14 protein-coding genes are annotated in these 14,489 nt (G+C 65.9%); 13 read left to right on the top strand and 1 reads right to left on the bottom strand.

Going from position 1 to position 14,489, the window contains the following annotated elements:
• The first annotated feature begins 17 nt into the window (after positions 1–17).
• The 13 genes from folP (at position 18) to GWG67_RS18255 (ending at position 13,617) form a co-directional block, all read left to right on the top strand.
• A complete protein-coding gene (gene folP / locus GWG67_RS18315) occupies positions 18–878 on the top strand; it encodes a dihydropteroate synthase (RefSeq protein ID WP_275170706.1) in 861 nt (286 codons plus the stop codon).
• On the top strand, positions 875–1,243 hold the full coding sequence (folB, locus tag GWG67_RS18310) for a dihydroneopterin aldolase (protein ID WP_007608190.1): 369 nt from the start codon (positions 875–877) through the stop codon (positions 1,241–1,243). Before folP ends, folB begins: the two co-directional genes overlap by 4 nt.
• 1 nt (position 1,244) lies before the next feature.
• On the top strand, positions 1,245–1,736 hold the full coding sequence (gene folK, locus GWG67_RS18305) for a 2-amino-4-hydroxy-6-hydroxymethyldihydropteridine diphosphokinase (RefSeq protein ID WP_275170659.1): 492 nt from the start codon (positions 1,245–1,247) through the stop codon (positions 1,734–1,736).
• Between the two features lie 81 nt (positions 1,737–1,817).
• Complete coding sequence (locus GWG67_RS18300; protein WP_275170658.1) at positions 1,818–3,689, top strand: methylmalonyl-CoA mutase subunit beta; 1,872 nt, start codon at positions 1,818–1,820, stop codon at positions 3,687–3,689.
• On the top strand, positions 3,686–4,150 hold the full coding sequence (locus GWG67_RS18295; RefSeq protein WP_275170656.1) for a GFA family protein: 465 nt from the start codon (positions 3,686–3,688) through the stop codon (positions 4,148–4,150). The genes GWG67_RS18300 and GWG67_RS18295 overlap by 4 nt, the downstream gene beginning before the upstream one ends.
• A 24-nt stretch (positions 4,151–4,174) precedes the next feature.
• The gene (gene scpA, locus GWG67_RS18290) at positions 4,175–6,331 is read left to right on the top strand and encodes a methylmalonyl-CoA mutase (protein ID WP_275170704.1); all 2,157 of its coding nucleotides are present in this window, start codon (positions 4,175–4,177) and stop codon (positions 6,329–6,331) included.
• Between the two features lie 53 nt (positions 6,332–6,384).
• Positions 6,385–7,155, top strand: coding sequence for an RsiV family protein (locus GWG67_RS18285; RefSeq protein ID WP_275170703.1), 771 nt, complete (start codon positions 6,385–6,387; stop codon positions 7,153–7,155).
• A 128-nt stretch (positions 7,156–7,283) separates the two neighbouring features.
• A complete protein-coding gene (locus GWG67_RS18280) occupies positions 7,284–8,276 on the top strand; it encodes a tripartite tricarboxylate transporter substrate binding protein (protein ID WP_275170655.1) in 993 nt (330 codons plus the stop codon).
• A 173-nt stretch (positions 8,277–8,449) separates the two neighbouring features.
• Positions 8,450–8,944 (top strand): tripartite tricarboxylate transporter TctB family protein, encoded by a 495-nt coding sequence (locus GWG67_RS18275; RefSeq protein WP_275170654.1) that lies wholly within the window; start codon positions 8,450–8,452, stop codon positions 8,942–8,944.
• Between the two features lie 4 nt (positions 8,945–8,948).
• Entirely contained in the window at positions 8,949–10,463 is a 1,515-nt protein-coding gene (locus GWG67_RS18270; protein WP_275170653.1) for a tripartite tricarboxylate transporter permease, read from the top strand.
• Positions 10,464–10,515: 52 nt separating this feature from the next.
• Complete coding sequence (gene meaB / locus GWG67_RS18265) at positions 10,516–11,505, top strand: methylmalonyl Co-A mutase-associated GTPase MeaB (protein WP_275170652.1); 990 nt, start codon at positions 10,516–10,518, stop codon at positions 11,503–11,505.
• Positions 11,502–12,155 (top strand): pyroglutamyl-peptidase I, encoded by a 654-nt coding sequence (locus tag GWG67_RS18260; RefSeq protein WP_275170650.1) that lies wholly within the window; start codon positions 11,502–11,504, stop codon positions 12,153–12,155. The genes meaB and GWG67_RS18260 overlap by 4 nt, the downstream gene beginning before the upstream one ends.
• Before the next feature lie 91 nt (positions 12,156–12,246).
• Positions 12,247–13,617, top strand: coding sequence for a TIGR03808 family TAT-translocated repetitive protein (locus GWG67_RS18255; RefSeq protein WP_275170648.1), 1,371 nt, complete (start codon positions 12,247–12,249; stop codon positions 13,615–13,617).
• Positions 13,618–13,646: 29 nt separating this feature from the next.
• On the opposite strand, the gene GWG67_RS18250 is transcribed toward GWG67_RS18255, so the two are convergent.
• Positions 13,647–14,288: a TIGR03809 family protein gene (locus GWG67_RS18250; protein ID WP_275170701.1), complete on the bottom strand. Its 642-nt coding sequence runs from the start codon at positions 14,286–14,288 to the stop codon at positions 13,647–13,649.
• Between the last annotated feature and the right edge of the window lie 201 nt (positions 14,289–14,489).

Below are 14,489 nucleotides of genomic sequence, written 5' to 3'. Positions count from 1 at the left end.
CCGCTAAAGCGGGCCGCATGAATGCCTCGCCCTCCCCATCCGTCCCGGCGGCCGGTTCAGTCGGGCCTGACGTGCTGCGGACGCTACTGGAGCGGCCGATCCCGGTGGTGATGGGCGTGCTCAACGTCACCCCGGATTCATTCTCCGACGGCGGCGAATTCATCGCGCCCGAGCAGGCACTCGCGCGGGCACGGGCGATGATCGAGGCCGGGGTCGACATCATCGATATCGGTGCCGAATCCACCCGACCCTACAAGGGTGCCCGGCCGGTCACGGCGGAAGACGAGCTGGCACGGCTGAGGCCGGTGCTGTCGGACATCGTGGCGCTCGGCGTGCCCGTCTCGATCGACAGCATGAAGGCGGAGGTGGTGGCCTTCGCGCTCGCCCAGGGCGCTGTGATCGCCAACGACGTCTGGGGCCTGCAGCGCGATGCCGGCATGGCGCCGATGGTGGCGGCCAAGGGCGTCCCCGTCATTGTCATGCACAACCGCGACAGCGTCGATCCCGCCATCGACATCATTGCGGACATGAAGGCGTTCTTCCAGCGCTCGCTCGACATCGCGGCACAAGCCGGCATCGCCCGCGACAAGATCGTGCTCGATCCCGGCATCGGCTTCGGCAAGACGGCCGAACAGAGCATGATTGCGCTGGCGCGGCTTCGCGAGCTCGACATGTTTGGCCTGCCGATCCTGGTTGGTGCCTCGCGAAAACGCTTCATCGCTTCGGTGTCGCCGTCGGAGCCGACAGAGCGACTCGCCGGCTCGATCGCCGCGCATCTGCTCGCCGCACAACGCGGCGCGAAAATCATCCGGACCCATGACGTCGCCGAGACCTTGCAGGCCCTGCGAGTGGCGCACGCAATCGAGAGCAAGCCATGACCGATACGATCTTCGTGAGCGGCCTGTCGATCCATGCCCGCCACGGCGTGATGGAGCACGAGACCGAGGTCGGCCAGCGCTTCGTCATCGACCTCGAGCTCTATACCGACCTGTCGGAGCCTTCGCGCTCTGACCGGCTTTCCGATACTGTGTCCTACGCCGACGTCGTGGCGACTACTACGGCAGCCTTCAAGAACACCAATTACAAGCTGCTGGAGCGCGCGGCCGGCGCGGTGGCCGACGCCATCCTGTCGCACTTCCCGCGGATCCGTGCGGTCAAGATCACCGTGCACAAGCCGCATGCGCCGATCGCCGCGATCTTCGACGACGTCGGCGTCATGCTGACGCGCTCGCGGCACCCCTGACATGGCGAGCGTCCTGATTGCGCTCGGCGGCAATGTCGGCGATGTCCGCGCGACGTTCCAGAAGGCGATCGCCCATATCTGCGGCACGGCGCAGGCTGCGTTGATCGCGCGCTCGTCGGACTATGCGACGCCGCCCTGGGGCGACGAGGACCAGGCTCCCTTCATCAACGCCTGCGTCGAGATCGAGACCGATCTCGATCCGCACGCGCTGCTGTTCGTGATGCAGAAGGTCGAGCGGAAATTCGGCCGCACGCGCGACAAGGAGCGGCGTTGGGGGCCGCGTACGCTCGATCTCGACATGATCGCGTATGACGATGTGTCGTTTCAGAAGCCCGATCTGACCCTGCCGCATCCGCGCCTGTTCGAGCGCGCCTTTGTGCTAGTGCCGCTGGCCGAAATCGCGCCCGACCGCGTGATCGCCGGCATTCGTGTGCGCGATGGGCTAGCCAGCGTCTCGACGCAAGGCATTGAGCGGCTTCCGGATACCGGTTAATCAAAAACAACCGTTTGCAGGGACGGCCGGCCGTGGCAATTTCGACTGCGAACAACAAGATTTTCGGGAGCCCCTCGCCGCATGACCTCCGCGACTGACGACCTGCCGCTGGCGGCGGATTTTCCCAAGGCCACCGTCGAAGACTGGCGCAAGCTGGTCGATGGCGTGCTGAAGGGCGCGCCGTTCGAGAAGCTGGTCGCCAAGACCTATGACGGAATCAAGATCGATCCGCTCTATCCGCGCGCCAAAGGCGTTGCGCCCATGGTGGGGCGGCCGGCGGCAGCGCCCTGGCAGATCATGCAGCGGATCGACCATCCCGATGCAAGTGCGGCGAATGCGCAGGCACTGACCGATCTGGAAAATGGCGCGACAGGGCTTGCGCTGGTGTTCGCCGGCGGCAATGCCGCTCACGGTTTCGGGCTGGAACCGACCGCAGACGCAGTCGCAAAGATCTTGAGGGATATCCATCTCGATGCCGGCATCGGGCTGGAGCTCGAGATCGGTCCGCAATCGCGGATGGCGGCGATCCACGTCGCGGAATATGTGAAGAGCAACGGCATCGATCCCGCGGCCTGCGACATCCGCTTCGGGCTCGACCCGCTCGCGGCCGGCGCCGTGTGGGGCCATAGCCCGTATACTTGGGATGAGATCGTCCCGGCCATCACCGACGGCATCAAGGGCCTCGCCGCGCTCGGCTTCAAGGGGCCGTTCGCATCGGCCGACGGACGCGTGATCCACGATGCCGGTGGCTCGGAGGTGCAGGAGCTCGCCTTCGTGCTCGCCTGCGGCACCGCCTATTTGCGCGCGATCGAAGGCGCCGGCGTTCCGCTGGAGCAGGCGCAAGGTATGGTCTATGCGCGGCTTGCCGCGGATGCAGATCAGTTTCTCACCATGGCAAAATTTCGCGCCTTGCGGCTGCTGTGGGCGCGTATCGAGACGGCGTGCGGGCTCACGCCAAAACCGCTGTTCATCGCCGCCGACACCGCCTGGCGCATGCTGACGCAGCGCGATCCCTATGTGAACATGCTGCGCGCGACCATGGCGACCTTTGCGGCCGGCCTTGCCGGCTCCAACGCGATCACCGTGCTGCCGCATACGCTGGCGCTCGGCCTGCCCGATCCGTTCGCGCGGCGCGCGGCGCGCAATACGCAGCTTGTGCTGCTGGAAGAGAGCAACCTCGCCAAGGTCAGCGATCCCGCGGCGGGCGCAGGCGGCATCGAAACGCTGACGGGCCAGCTCTGCGACGCAGCCTGGGCGCTATTCCAGGAGAGCGAGAAAGCCGGCGGCGCCTTCGCTGCGCTTCAGCAAGGCCTGTTCCAGAGCAAGGTGGCGGCCGCGCGAAAAACCCGTGACGCCAACATCGCAAAACGCCGCGACGTGCTGACCGGCGCCAGCGAGTTTCCGAACCTGCACGAGAACGAGACTGCGGTGCTGAAGGCGACGCCGATCGCGCTGGCGCCTTATGGCGAGCAAAAATACAAGTTCGACGCGCTGCCGCCGATCCGGCTGGCGGAACCGTTCGAGGCGCTGCGGGACAAATCCGATGCGGCCTTGAAGGCACACGGCGCGCGGCCGAAAGTGTTCTTGGCCAATCTCGGCACGCCCGCCGATTTCACGGCGCGCGCGACCTTCGCCAAAAGCCTGTTCGAGACCGGCGGCATCCAGGCCGTCGACAGCGAGGGCTTCGCCGATCCGGCCCAGTTAGTTGCAGCCTTCAAGGCCTCGGGCGCCGGGCTCGCCTGTCTTTGTTCCAGCGACAAGGTCTATGCGGAACACGCCGAAGCGGCGGCACAGGCCCTGCAAACCGCCGGGGCCCGACTTATCTATCTGGCAGGCCGCCCGACCGATGCCGAGGCGGCGCTGCGTGCAGCCGGCGTCACCGGTTTTGTCTTCGCCGGGGGCGACGCGCTTGCGACATTGCAAGACGCCTATCGACAGATGGAGCAGGCATGACCGAAGCCAGCAAACCAGTTTTCACCGGCGGCTGCCAATGCGGGGCAGTGCGCTTTGGAGTCACGACGGCGCCGAACAGGGTTTCGATCTGCCACTGCCGGATGTGCCAGAAGGCCAGCGGCGCACCGTTCGCCTCGTTTGCCGACATCAACAAGACGGACTTCGCCTGGACCAAGGGGCAGCCGTCGTTCTTCCGCTCCTCCTCCATCGCCGAGCGCGGCTTTTGCGCCGCCTGCGGCACGCCGCTGAGCTTTGGCCGCATCGACGGCGACCGCATCGAGATCATGACCGGCGCGTTCGACCGCCCCGACCACGTGGTGCCGACGCGACAGTTCGGCTCCGAGTCCCGTCTCGGCTGGGTGGTCGGGATCGCCAATCTGCCGAGCCAGACCACGCAGCAGAATTACGGACCGGAAAAGATGGCGACCATCGTCAGCCATCAGCATCCGGATCATGATTGAGGCGCCTATGATATGGTTGAAACCATGAGCCGCATTCCGAACTTCGCCGACGTCGCCTTCGAGCGAGCCGCCACCGGCGCCCCGACCGGCAGCGCCGAGCCGTGGCTGACGCCCGAGGGCATTCTGGTGAAGCCCGCTTATAGCGAGGCCGATCTGGCCGGGCTCGACTTCCTCGAGACCTATCCGGGCATCGCGCCTTATCTGCGCGGCCCCTACCCGACCATGTATGTCAACCAGCCCTGGACCGTGCGGCAATATGCCGGCTTCTCCACGGCGGAGGATTCCAACGCGTTCTACCGCCGCAATCTCGCAGCGGGACAGAAGGGCCTCTCGGTCGCCTTCGACCTCGCCACCCATCGCGGCTATGACAGCGACCATCCGCGTGTCGGCGGCGACGTCGGCATGGCCGGCGTTGCCATCGATTCCATCTACGACATGCGCACGCTGTTTGCGGGAATTCCGCTCGACCAGATGAGCGTGTCCATGACCATGAACGGCGCGGTGCTGCCGATCCTGGCGCTCTACGTTGCGGCCGCCGAGGAACAGGGCGTGCCGCCGGAGAAGCTCTCAGGGACCATTCAGAACGACATTCTGAAAGAGTTCATGGTGCGCAACACCTACATCTATCCGCCCGCGCCTTCGATGCGGATCATCTCGGACATTTTTGCGTATACCTCGCAAAAAATGCCGAAATACAATTCGATCTCGATCTCCGGCTATCACATGCAGGAGGCCGGGGCGACGCAGGACCTCGAGCTCGCCTATACGCTGGCCGACGGCGTCGAATATCTTCGTGCCGGACTTGCGGCGGGCCTCGACGTCGACCGTTTCGCGCCGCGCCTGTCGTTCTTCTGGGCGACCGGGATGAACTTCTTCATGGAAGTCGCCAAGATGCGCGCCGCGCGGCTGCTCTGGGCGAAGCTGCTGAAGCCGTTCAACCCCAGGGATCCGCGCTCGCTGTCACTGCGCACGCATTGCCAGACATCCGGCTGGTCGCTGACCGCGCAGGACGTCTTCAACAACGTGATGCGCACGACTGTGGAAGCGATGGCGGCGACGCAGGGTCACACCCAGTCGCTGCACACCAACGCGCTCGACGAGGCGCTGGCGCTGCCGACCGATTTCTCCGCGCGTATCGCCCGCAACACCCAGCTCTTTCTGCAGCAGGAGAGCGGCACCACCCGCATCATCGACCCCTGGGGCGGCTCGTATTATGTCGAGCGTCTCACCCGCGACCTCGCCGCCAAGGCCTGGAGCCACATCCAGGAGGTCGAGGAGCTCGGGGGCATGGCCAAGGCGATCGAGGCCGGCGTACCGAAGCTGCGCATCGAGGAAGCCTCGGCCAAGACCCAGGCCCGCATCGATGCCGGCAAGCAGGCGGTGATCGGCGTCAACAAATACAAGCCGACCGACGAAGCTCCGATCGATATCCTCAAGGTCGACAATACCAATGTCCGCCGGCTCCAGATCGACAAGCTGACGCGGCTGAAGTCCGAACGCAACCAGAAGGACGTCGAGGCCGCGCTCGCCGCGCTGACGCGCTCGGCCGGCGAAGGCAACGGCAATCTGTTGGCGCTCGCGATCGACGCTGCGCGCGCGAAGGCAACCGTCGGCGAGATCTCGGACGCGATGGAGAAGGTGTTCGGCCGGCACCGCGCCGAGATCAAGTCCATCACCGGCGTCTACAAGCGGGAGGCGTCCAGCATGGGCAACCGGGTCGAGAAGGTTCAGGCGCTGATCGACGCCTTCGAGGAGGCGGAAGGCCGCCGTCCGCGCATCCTGGTCGCAAAGATCGGCCAAGACGGTCACGACCGCGGCCAGAAGGTGATCGCGTCGGCCTTCGCCGATATCGGCTTCGACGTCGATATCGGGCCGCTGTTCGCGACTGCCGACGAAGCCGCGCGCCAGGCTGTCGAGAACGACGTCCACATCCTCGGCGTCTCCTCGCTCGCCGCCGCCCATCTCACGGCCGTGCCGGAGCTGAAGGCCGCGCTGAAGAAGCAGGGCCGCGATGACATCATGATCATCGTCGGCGGCGTGGTGCCGCCACAGGATTACGACGCGCTCTACGCGGCAGGCGCCGAAGCGATCTTCCCGCCGGGCACGGTGATCGCGGACGCGGCCGAGGAGCTGATCCGCAAGCTGAACGCCCGGCTCGGGCATAGCGAGGCGGCGGAGTAGGTCGCCATCGATCCTCGAAAGGACAGTGCGTGATATTTTCCGCGCCAGCGTTGATGCGCGCGCTAACTTTGGTCGCAGCCTGCAGCGCGTTGTTGGCGACCGCCCATGCTGCCGACCCCAAGCCCGACGCGGTCATCAAGACCAAGAGCATCGAGGCCCGCGTCTTCCTCGACGAGAAGATCAAGTTCGATGCAGCGCTGGCGGCCGACTGCCTGGCGGAAGGCAAGAAGTGGATCGACAAGAACGCGGCAGAAGCCGCCGCCTCGCGCAAAGAGGATCCGCAGTTCTTCAGGGATGGCGGCTGGGACTTTGAGCGCAAATATACGATCCGGTCCGTCGTCACTGACCGCTATGTCAGCATTCTCCGCAACGACTACATGGACACCCACGGCGCACATCCCAATTCGGACGTGAACACGGTCCTGTGGGACAAGGCGGAGAACAAGCGCATCTCCATCCGCCCGTTCTTCACCGAGACCGTCGACAACGGCCCGGCCATGAAGGCAATGATGAAGGCGGTGATCGCCTCATTGAAAATCGAGAAGAAGAAGCGCGGCGCCGGCGAGACCGCGACCGACGAATGGTTCAAGAGCGTGGAGCCGAGCCTGCTCAAGATCGGCGCGGTGACGCTCGCGCCGTCAACCGACGCGGGCAAGAGCTCCGGCCTCACCTTCCACTACCCGGCCTACTCAGTCGGCCCCTACGCCGAGGGCGAATATGTCGCATTCGTGCCGTGGCAAATGCTGAAGCCTTATCTCGGCGCGGAAGGCACCCGTATCTTCGGCGGCGCGCGGCCGAAGAGCGACGCGGACGAGACGCAGTGATCGTGTTTTGAGCAGCGACTAGCTCACAGAGCGCTGGTAGCGCTACCTTGCGGCCGCGCTGCAAAGCCGACTAGAATGTCGCCATTGACAAGAGCGCCCGAAATCATGGGCGCCGCTGGGAGGAATTCATGTCCAAGATTACGCGCCGCACCTTTGCGGCTTCATCTGTCGCAGTCGCGGCATCCGCCGCATTCGGCCTCGCACCCGCACGTGCGCAAGCCTACCCGGCGCGACCCGTCACGGTCATCGTGCCCTGGGGCGCGGGCGGCGGCACTGACGCGACTGCGCGCATTGTCGCAGCGCTTCTGGAGAAGGATCTCGGCCAGCCCTTCAATGTGGTCAATCGCACCGGCGGCTCCGGCGTCGTCGGCCATACCGCGATCGCGACCGCGCAGCCCGATGGCTACACCATCGGCATGCTCACGGTCGAAATCTCGATGATGCACTGGCAGGGGCTGACCGAACTGGCGCCCAAGAGCTACACCCCGCTGGCGCTGATGAACGAAGACCCCCCGGGCATCCAGGTCTCCTCCTCCTCGCCTTACAAGACGGTGAAGGAACTCGCCGAAGCCATCAAGGCGGCCCCTCCCGGCAAGTTCAAGGCTTCCGGCACTGGCCAAGGCGGCATCTGGCACCTCGCGCTGGTCGGCTGGATGCAGGCGATGGGCCTGCCCGCCAACCAGGTCGCCTGGGTGCCGTCGAACGGCGCCGCACCCGCGATGCAGGATCTCGCCGCCGGCGGCCTCGACCTCACCACCTGCTCGGTGCCGGAAGCCCGCGCCATCATCGAGGCCGGCAAGGCCAGGAGCCTTGCCATCATGGCGCCAGCCCGCAATCCGATCTTCAAGGACGTGCCGACGCTGAAGGAGGCGATGGGCATCGATTATGCGACCGGAGCCTGGCGCGGCATCGCCGGGCCGAAGAACCTGCCGCCGGAGATCGCAACGAAGCTCACCGCTGCGCTGCAGAAGGTCTACGACTCTGCCGAGTTCAAGGACTTCATGGGCAATCGCGGATTCGGCACCGTGTGGGGCGATGCCGGCCAGTTCGCAAGCTTCATGGACAAGGGCGACGCCCAAATGGGCGAAGCGATGAAGGCGGCGGGTTTGAGCAAGGCGTGATTTTGTCACCTCTCCCCGCTTGCGGGGAGAGGTCGAATTGAGCGCAGCGCAAATTCGGGTGAGGGGGAGTCTCCGCGAGTCCAGCTTTCACCGCGTTCGTGGACGCAGCCCCTCACCCAGCCCTCCCCCCGTAAGAATGGGGCGAGGGAGAAGAAATCTCATAGGATTCTCCCATGCGCCTTCCCGACTCCGTCACGGGATCGTTTCTCGTCGTGCTCGGCACAGCAGCCGCCTATGGCGGCTGGCTGCTGCCGCCGGTGCCCGGACAGCCGGTCGGCCCCAACATATTTCCGCTCGTGATCGGCATCGGGCTTGCGCTGTGCGGGCTCGCAATCGTGTTCGGTATCGGTCACACCTTCGAGGAGGCGGAAGAGCTGATCCCGCTCGAGGATGGCCAGGCCGCGGCTGCCCCGCCGCCGCAAGGAAAGGTCTACGGCCTGCGTGCGCTGCTGCCGCCGGCGCTGCTGCTGTTCTACGTAGTGGCGGCCGACCGGCTCGGCTTTATCATCACCGCGGCGATCATGGTCTACGTCACCTCGACGGCGTTGGGGGCGAAGTGGAAGCTGGCGCTGCCGCTCGCAGCGCTGGCGCCCTTCGCCATCCACCTGATCTTCGGCAAGCTGCTGCGCGTGCCGCTTCCGGCCGGCCTGTTGCCGACGCCCTGGTGATCCCATGATGAAAACCCTGATCGAAGCGTTCGCACTGATCTCCACCTGGGAAGTCATCATCGCGATGTTCGCAGCCTCCGTGTACGGGCTCGTGATCGGCTCGCTGCCGGGCCTGTCGGCGACGATGGCAACCGCCCTGCTCGTCCCCGTCACCTTCTACCTCTCGCCGATCGCGGCGATTGCGACCATCGTGGCTGCTTCCTCGATGGCGATCTTCTCCGGCGACATTCCCGGTGCGCTGCTGCGCATCCCGGGAACGCCCGCCTCCGCCGCCTATGCGGACGAGGCTTACGCCATGACACGCAAGGGGCAGGCCGAGCTTGCGCTCGGGGCCGGCGTGTGGTTCTCGGCCGTCGGCGGCATTGCCGGCGTGCTGTCGCTGATGATCCTGGCGCCGCCGCTGGCCGAGATCGCGCTGTCGTTCTCGACCTTCGAGTATTTCTGGCTAGCGCTGCTCGGCCTGATGTGCGCGACGCTGGTGGCGCGCTCCTCGCCGGTGAAGGCGATCGCCGGCATGTTCCTCGGCCTGCTGGTCTCCTGCATCGGCATCGAAAATCCCGGCGGCGTGCCGCGCTTCACCTTCGGCCTCACCGATCTGTTCGGCGGCATCGAGCCGATCCCCGCGCTGGTCGGCGTGTTCGCGGTGGCCCAGGTGATGCGCGCGATGCTGACGCCCGAGCCGCCGCCGCTGCCGCGGCGCAAATTCGGAAGCATCATGGCCGGCCAGTGGAAGCTGACCAAGAAATACCATTGGCAGATGACGCGCGGAAACATCGTCGGCATCATCATCGGCGTGCTGCCCGGCGCCGGCGCCGACATGGCCGCCTGGGTGTCCTATGCGATGTCGAAGCGCTTCTCCAAGGAACCGGAGAAATTCGGCACCGGCCATGTCGAGGGCCTGGTCGAGGCCGGCGCCAGCAACAATGCCAGCATCGCCTCGGGCTGGGTGCCATCATTGCTGTTCGGCATCCCCGGCGACACCATCGCAGCGATCGCGATCGGCGTGCTCTACATGAAGGGGCTCAACCCCGGACCGACGCTGTTCACTGAAAAAGCGTCGAGCATGTACGCGATCTATCTGATGTTCATCATCGCGAACATTTTGATGATCCCGCTCGGCATCGCCATGATCCGGGTTGCCGCCTATATCCTGCTGGCACCGCGCTCCGCCATCATGCCGATCATCATGCTGTGCTGCGCAGTCGGCTCGTTCGCGATCGGCAACAACATGTTCGGCGTCGTCACCGTCGCCGCCTTCGGCGTGATCGGCTATGTCATGGAAGCAAACGGCTATCCCGTTGCCGCGATGGTGCTCGGCATCGTCATGGGCACCATGGTCGAGCAGGCTTTTGTCACTTCGCTGATCAAGTCCGACGGCAGCATCCTGCCGTTTTTCGAGCGCCCCGTGGCCGCGATCCTCGCCGCCATGGCGATCGGGGCGCTGCTGTGGCCGGTGATGGTCTGGGGGTGGCGGAAGTTGAAACCGGTGCGGACGGGGGTGGCGGCGACAGGCCGGTGATATCGGGCGGGCGGCCCTCGCCTGCTCCGCGCGGGCGTTGTAAAGCAAGGGCATGGTTGAGAAAAAGCCTTCCCTGGACATCAAATCCCTCGCCCGTGATCTCCGCGCCGGCAGCCGCGCGGCGCTCGCGCGCGCCATCACACTGGTCGAGAGCCGGCGCAGCGACCATCAGGCGCTGGCGCGCGAGCTGGTGCAGATGCTCTTGCCTGACACCGGCAGGGCGGTCCGCGTCGGCATTACGGGCTCGCCCGGCGTCGGCAAATCCACCACCATCGACGCGCTCGGCATCCATCTCATCGAGCAGGGCCGCAAGGTCGCGGTGCTCGCGGTGGATCCGTCCTCGGCGCGGAGCGGCGGCTCGATCCTCGGCGACAAGACGCGGATGGCGCGGCTCTCGGCCTCCGACGACGCCTTCATCCGCCCCTCGCCGTCCTCCGGCACGCTCGGCGGCGTCGCCGCGAAAACGCGCGAGGCGATGCTGCTCTGCGAGGCGGCCGGCTTCGACGTCGTGCTGGTCGAGACCGTCGGCATCGGCCAGTCCGAGACCGCGGTCTGCGACATGACCGATTTCTTCCTGGCCCTGATGCTGCCGGGTGGCGGCGACGAATTGCAGGGCATCAAGAAGGGTCTGGTCGAGCTCGCCGACATGATCGCGATCAACAAGGCCGACGGCGACAATCTCAAGCGCGCCAACATCACCGCCGCCGATTATCGCGGCGCGCTGCATATCCTGACGCCACGCTCCGAGCACTGGCATCCTCCGGTCGAGACCTATTCGGCGCTGACCGGCGACGGCATCGCGAAGATCTGGCAGAAGGTCCTCGATCACCGCAAGGCGATGAATGCATCCGGCGACTTCGCCGCACGGCGCCGCCAGCAGCAGGTGAAATGGATGTGGTCGATGCTGGAGCAACGCATGCTGGCGCGGTTGCGCAGCGAGGCGTCGGTGCGCACCAAGGTCCGGAAGATCGAGACCGAGGTGGCCGATGGCCATCTCACACCGGCGCTCGCCGCCGAAAAGATCCTGGAGTTGCTGCAATGAGCGACAAGCTCCGCATTCTGCTCACCGGCTTCGGCCCGTTCCCCGGCGCGCCCTACAATCCGACCCAGCCGCTGGTCGCCCGCCTGGCGCAATTACGCCGTCCCGCACTCGACGATGCCGCGATCTCCAGCCACATCTTCCCGGTCACCTATGCTGCGGTGGACCGGCAATTGCCGGAGGTGATCGCGAGAGAAAAGCCCGATGCGCTGCTGATGTTCGGCCTCGCCGCACGCACGCCCTATCTGCGCATCGAGAGCCGCGCGCGCAACGCCGTCACCATGCTGTGGCCCGATGCCGCCAACACCCGCTCGAGCAAGCGCGGCATCGCCGGCCATGCGGACGCGATGATTTTCGGCCCGCACACCGCAAGGCTGCTGCGCGCCGCCCGCCTCACCGGCATCGACGCGCGCCCCTCGCGCGACGCCGGCGCCTATCTCTGTAACTACCTAAGCTGGCGCGCGATCGAAAACGTCAGGGGCGGCGGACCAAAGCTCGCCGCGTTCATCCATATTCCCCTGCTTGCGCGCAGCGGCGCCGTGCGCCGCAAGGGCGCGCCGCGGATCACGCTGGAGGAACTGGTGGATGCCGGGGAAGCGATGCTGATGGAGATGGTGCAGTTGGCACGGAAGCGGCGGAACACGACTGCGTAAACGTTTAACCCTACCGCGAACAATCCTCACGCACCCAATCGTCCTGCGCTACTTAACCGCTGCGGACCCCGCGTTCGCCGGAGGACGCGTCATGGACCTCAATCGCCGCCATATCATCGGAGCTTCGACCGCAGGCATCGCCGGCGCGCTCGCGATACCGGCCGAGGCCGCGCGTGCGGCGCCGCTGACGTCGCTGCTCGGCCGCGATGCCACGCAATATGGCGTACGACCCGGCAGCAGCGAGGATCAGACCCGCCCGCTCCAGCGTGCGATCGACGAGGCCGCGCGAGCGCAGATGCCGCTGGCGCTGCCACCCGGCATCTACCGCACGGGACTGTTGCGGCTGCCAAATGGCGCGCAACTGATCGGCGTGCGCGGCGCGACAAAATTCGTCTTCACCGGCGGGGCGTCGGCGATCCAAAGCGACGGCTCCTATGCAATCGGCCTCTCCGGCATCACCTTTGATGGCGGCGGCATTCCGCTGCCGACGCGGCGCGGGCTGATCCACGTACTCGGCGGGCGCGACGTCCGCATCACCGATTGCGAGATCACGGGATCCGGCGGCAGCGGCGTCTGGCTAGAGCAGGTCTCCGGCGACATCTCGGGCAACATCTTTACCAACATCGCGGTGACGGCGGTGGTGTCGTTCGACGCCAGAGGTCTCAGCGTCTCCCACAACACCATCACCGGCACCAACGACAACGGCATCGAGATCCTGCGCACGGCCATCGGCGACGACGGCACGCTGGTCACTGACAACCGCATCGAGGACATCAAGGCCGGCCCCGGCGGCTCCGGCCAGTACGGCAACGCCATCAACGCGTTCCGCGCCGGCAACGTCATCGTGCGCGGCAATCGCATCAAGAACTGCGATTACTCCGCCGTGCGCGGCAACTCGGCCTCGAACATCCACATCACCGGCAACAGCGTCAGCGACGTGCGCGAGGTCGCGCTCTATTCGGAGTTCGCGTTCGAAGCCGCGGTGATCGCCAACAACATTGTGGACGGCGCCGCCGTCGGCGTCTCCGTCTGCAATTTCAACGAAGGCGGCCGCATCGCCGTTGTCCAGGGCAACATCATCCGGAATTTGATTCCGAAGCGGCCGATCGGCACCGCGCCGGATGACGATGCCGGCATCGGCATCTACATCGAGGCGGATTCATCGGTCACCGGCAACGTGATCGAGAACGCGCCGTCCTACGGCATCGTTGCCGGCTGGGGCAAATATCTCCGCGACGTCGCGATCACGGGCAACGTGATCCGCAAGGCACTGGCCGGCGTCGGGGTGTCCGTCGTGCCCGGCGCCGGCACCGCGCTCGTCAACAACAACATGATCTCGGAAACCCCGCGCGGCGCCGTGGTCGGCCTCGATCATGCGCGCGCGGTAACGTCCGACCTGTCGGCGGACGGCGCCCAGCGGTTTGCGCAATTGGTCGTCGGCGGGAATGCGGTGCGGCGGTAGGTGCCGCTCCTCGCCTCTGGCTCCGAACGCTAGAACGCATTCCGCAGCAGCGGGTACTTCGCTTCGAGGCCGTCGAGGCTGAAGGTGAACTCAACCAGGCGCTCGGGGGCGGCGACAATTTCGGCTGCCGGCGGGGAGAACTGCGGCAGAAGCGCCGCCATCGCGGCCAGCGCCCTGGGCGCCGCCATCGCGGGCGGCACCTTGGGTCCTGTCATTGCCACGGGTGCGGTGGGAGGCGCCATGGCAGCTGGCACTTCGAGCGGTGCCATCGGGGCCGGCGCGGCGACCGGCGCGGTCGGAGTTTCGGAGATTTCGGCGAGAACGCCCGGCTTGGAATCGAGCCTGACCGACACGGCGGTCTCGGGGGCGATGTGCACGGCCTTCGGTTGCACGGTCTGCGCCTGCTGCTCGCGCGGAAACATGCGGGGCATTGTCGCCGGCGACCAGCCGAATGCGGGCGACACGCTCGCGGCCGCCGTGGCGACGTCAGCGCCGGTGGCAAGCGCGCGCCAGGTCTGGACCGCGAGCTTGGCCTCCTGGATGTTTTCGAGAAATGCGATCTCGGAGTGATAGCGGCGCCAGCGCCCGGTCTCGAACATCTCGGAGAGATGCACCAGCCGCTGCTCGGCGAGAGCGCACCAGCGTGCCGCAATGTCGCGGCCAATGGCCACGTCGCGAACAGCCTCTTGGCGATGTGTCATAAATCAGCCCGTCAGGAGAAAATACGGACGCGACGCAACGCACACGAATCAATTTAGACGCGACGTGAATATTTTGTGGAAAAGTTTTGACTTGTCCAGCAACGACGATGTTTTCGTCGCCAAACTCCGTAGTCGTGCGGAGATTCAAGGGGATCTGGAGTCAAGCTTCGC

Source organism: Bradyrhizobium sp. CSS354 (genome assembly GCF_029051725.1).
In the GTDB taxonomy this organism is placed as follows: Bacteria; Pseudomonadota; Alphaproteobacteria; order Rhizobiales; family Xanthobacteraceae; genus Bradyrhizobium.
The sequence above is the reverse complement of the archived record's forward strand: the minus strand, read 5'-3'. Positions and strand labels throughout refer to the sequence as shown.

Bases quoted from the DNA above. Each gene is read 5' to 3' on its own strand.
- folP (WP_275170706.1), top strand. From the start codon at position 18: ATGAATGCCTCGCCCTCCCCATCCGTCCCGGCGGCCGGTTCAGTCGGG.
- folB (WP_007608190.1), top strand. From the start codon at position 875: ATGACCGATACGATCTTCGTGAGCGGCCTGTCGATCCATGCCCGCCAC.
- folK (WP_275170659.1), top strand. From the start codon at position 1,245: ATGGCGAGCGTCCTGATTGCGCTCGGCGGCAATGTCGGCGATGTCCGC.
- GWG67_RS18300 (WP_275170658.1), top strand. From the start codon at position 1,818: ATGACCTCCGCGACTGACGACCTGCCGCTGGCGGCGGATTTTCCCAAG.
- GWG67_RS18295 (WP_275170656.1), top strand. From the start codon at position 3,686: ATGACCGAAGCCAGCAAACCAGTTTTCACCGGCGGCTGCCAATGCGGG.
- scpA (WP_275170704.1), top strand. From the start codon at position 4,175: ATGAGCCGCATTCCGAACTTCGCCGACGTCGCCTTCGAGCGAGCCGCC.
- GWG67_RS18285 (WP_275170703.1), top strand. From the start codon at position 6,385: ATGCGCGCGCTAACTTTGGTCGCAGCCTGCAGCGCGTTGTTGGCGACC.
- GWG67_RS18280 (WP_275170655.1), top strand. From the start codon at position 7,284: ATGTCCAAGATTACGCGCCGCACCTTTGCGGCTTCATCTGTCGCAGTC.
- GWG67_RS18275 (WP_275170654.1), top strand. From the start codon at position 8,450: ATGCGCCTTCCCGACTCCGTCACGGGATCGTTTCTCGTCGTGCTCGGC.
- GWG67_RS18270 (WP_275170653.1), top strand. From the start codon at position 8,949: ATGATGAAAACCCTGATCGAAGCGTTCGCACTGATCTCCACCTGGGAA.
- meaB (WP_275170652.1), top strand. From the start codon at position 10,516: ATGGTTGAGAAAAAGCCTTCCCTGGACATCAAATCCCTCGCCCGTGAT.
- GWG67_RS18260 (WP_275170650.1), top strand. From the start codon at position 11,502: ATGAGCGACAAGCTCCGCATTCTGCTCACCGGCTTCGGCCCGTTCCCC.
- GWG67_RS18255 (WP_275170648.1), top strand. From the start codon at position 12,247: ATGGACCTCAATCGCCGCCATATCATCGGAGCTTCGACCGCAGGCATC.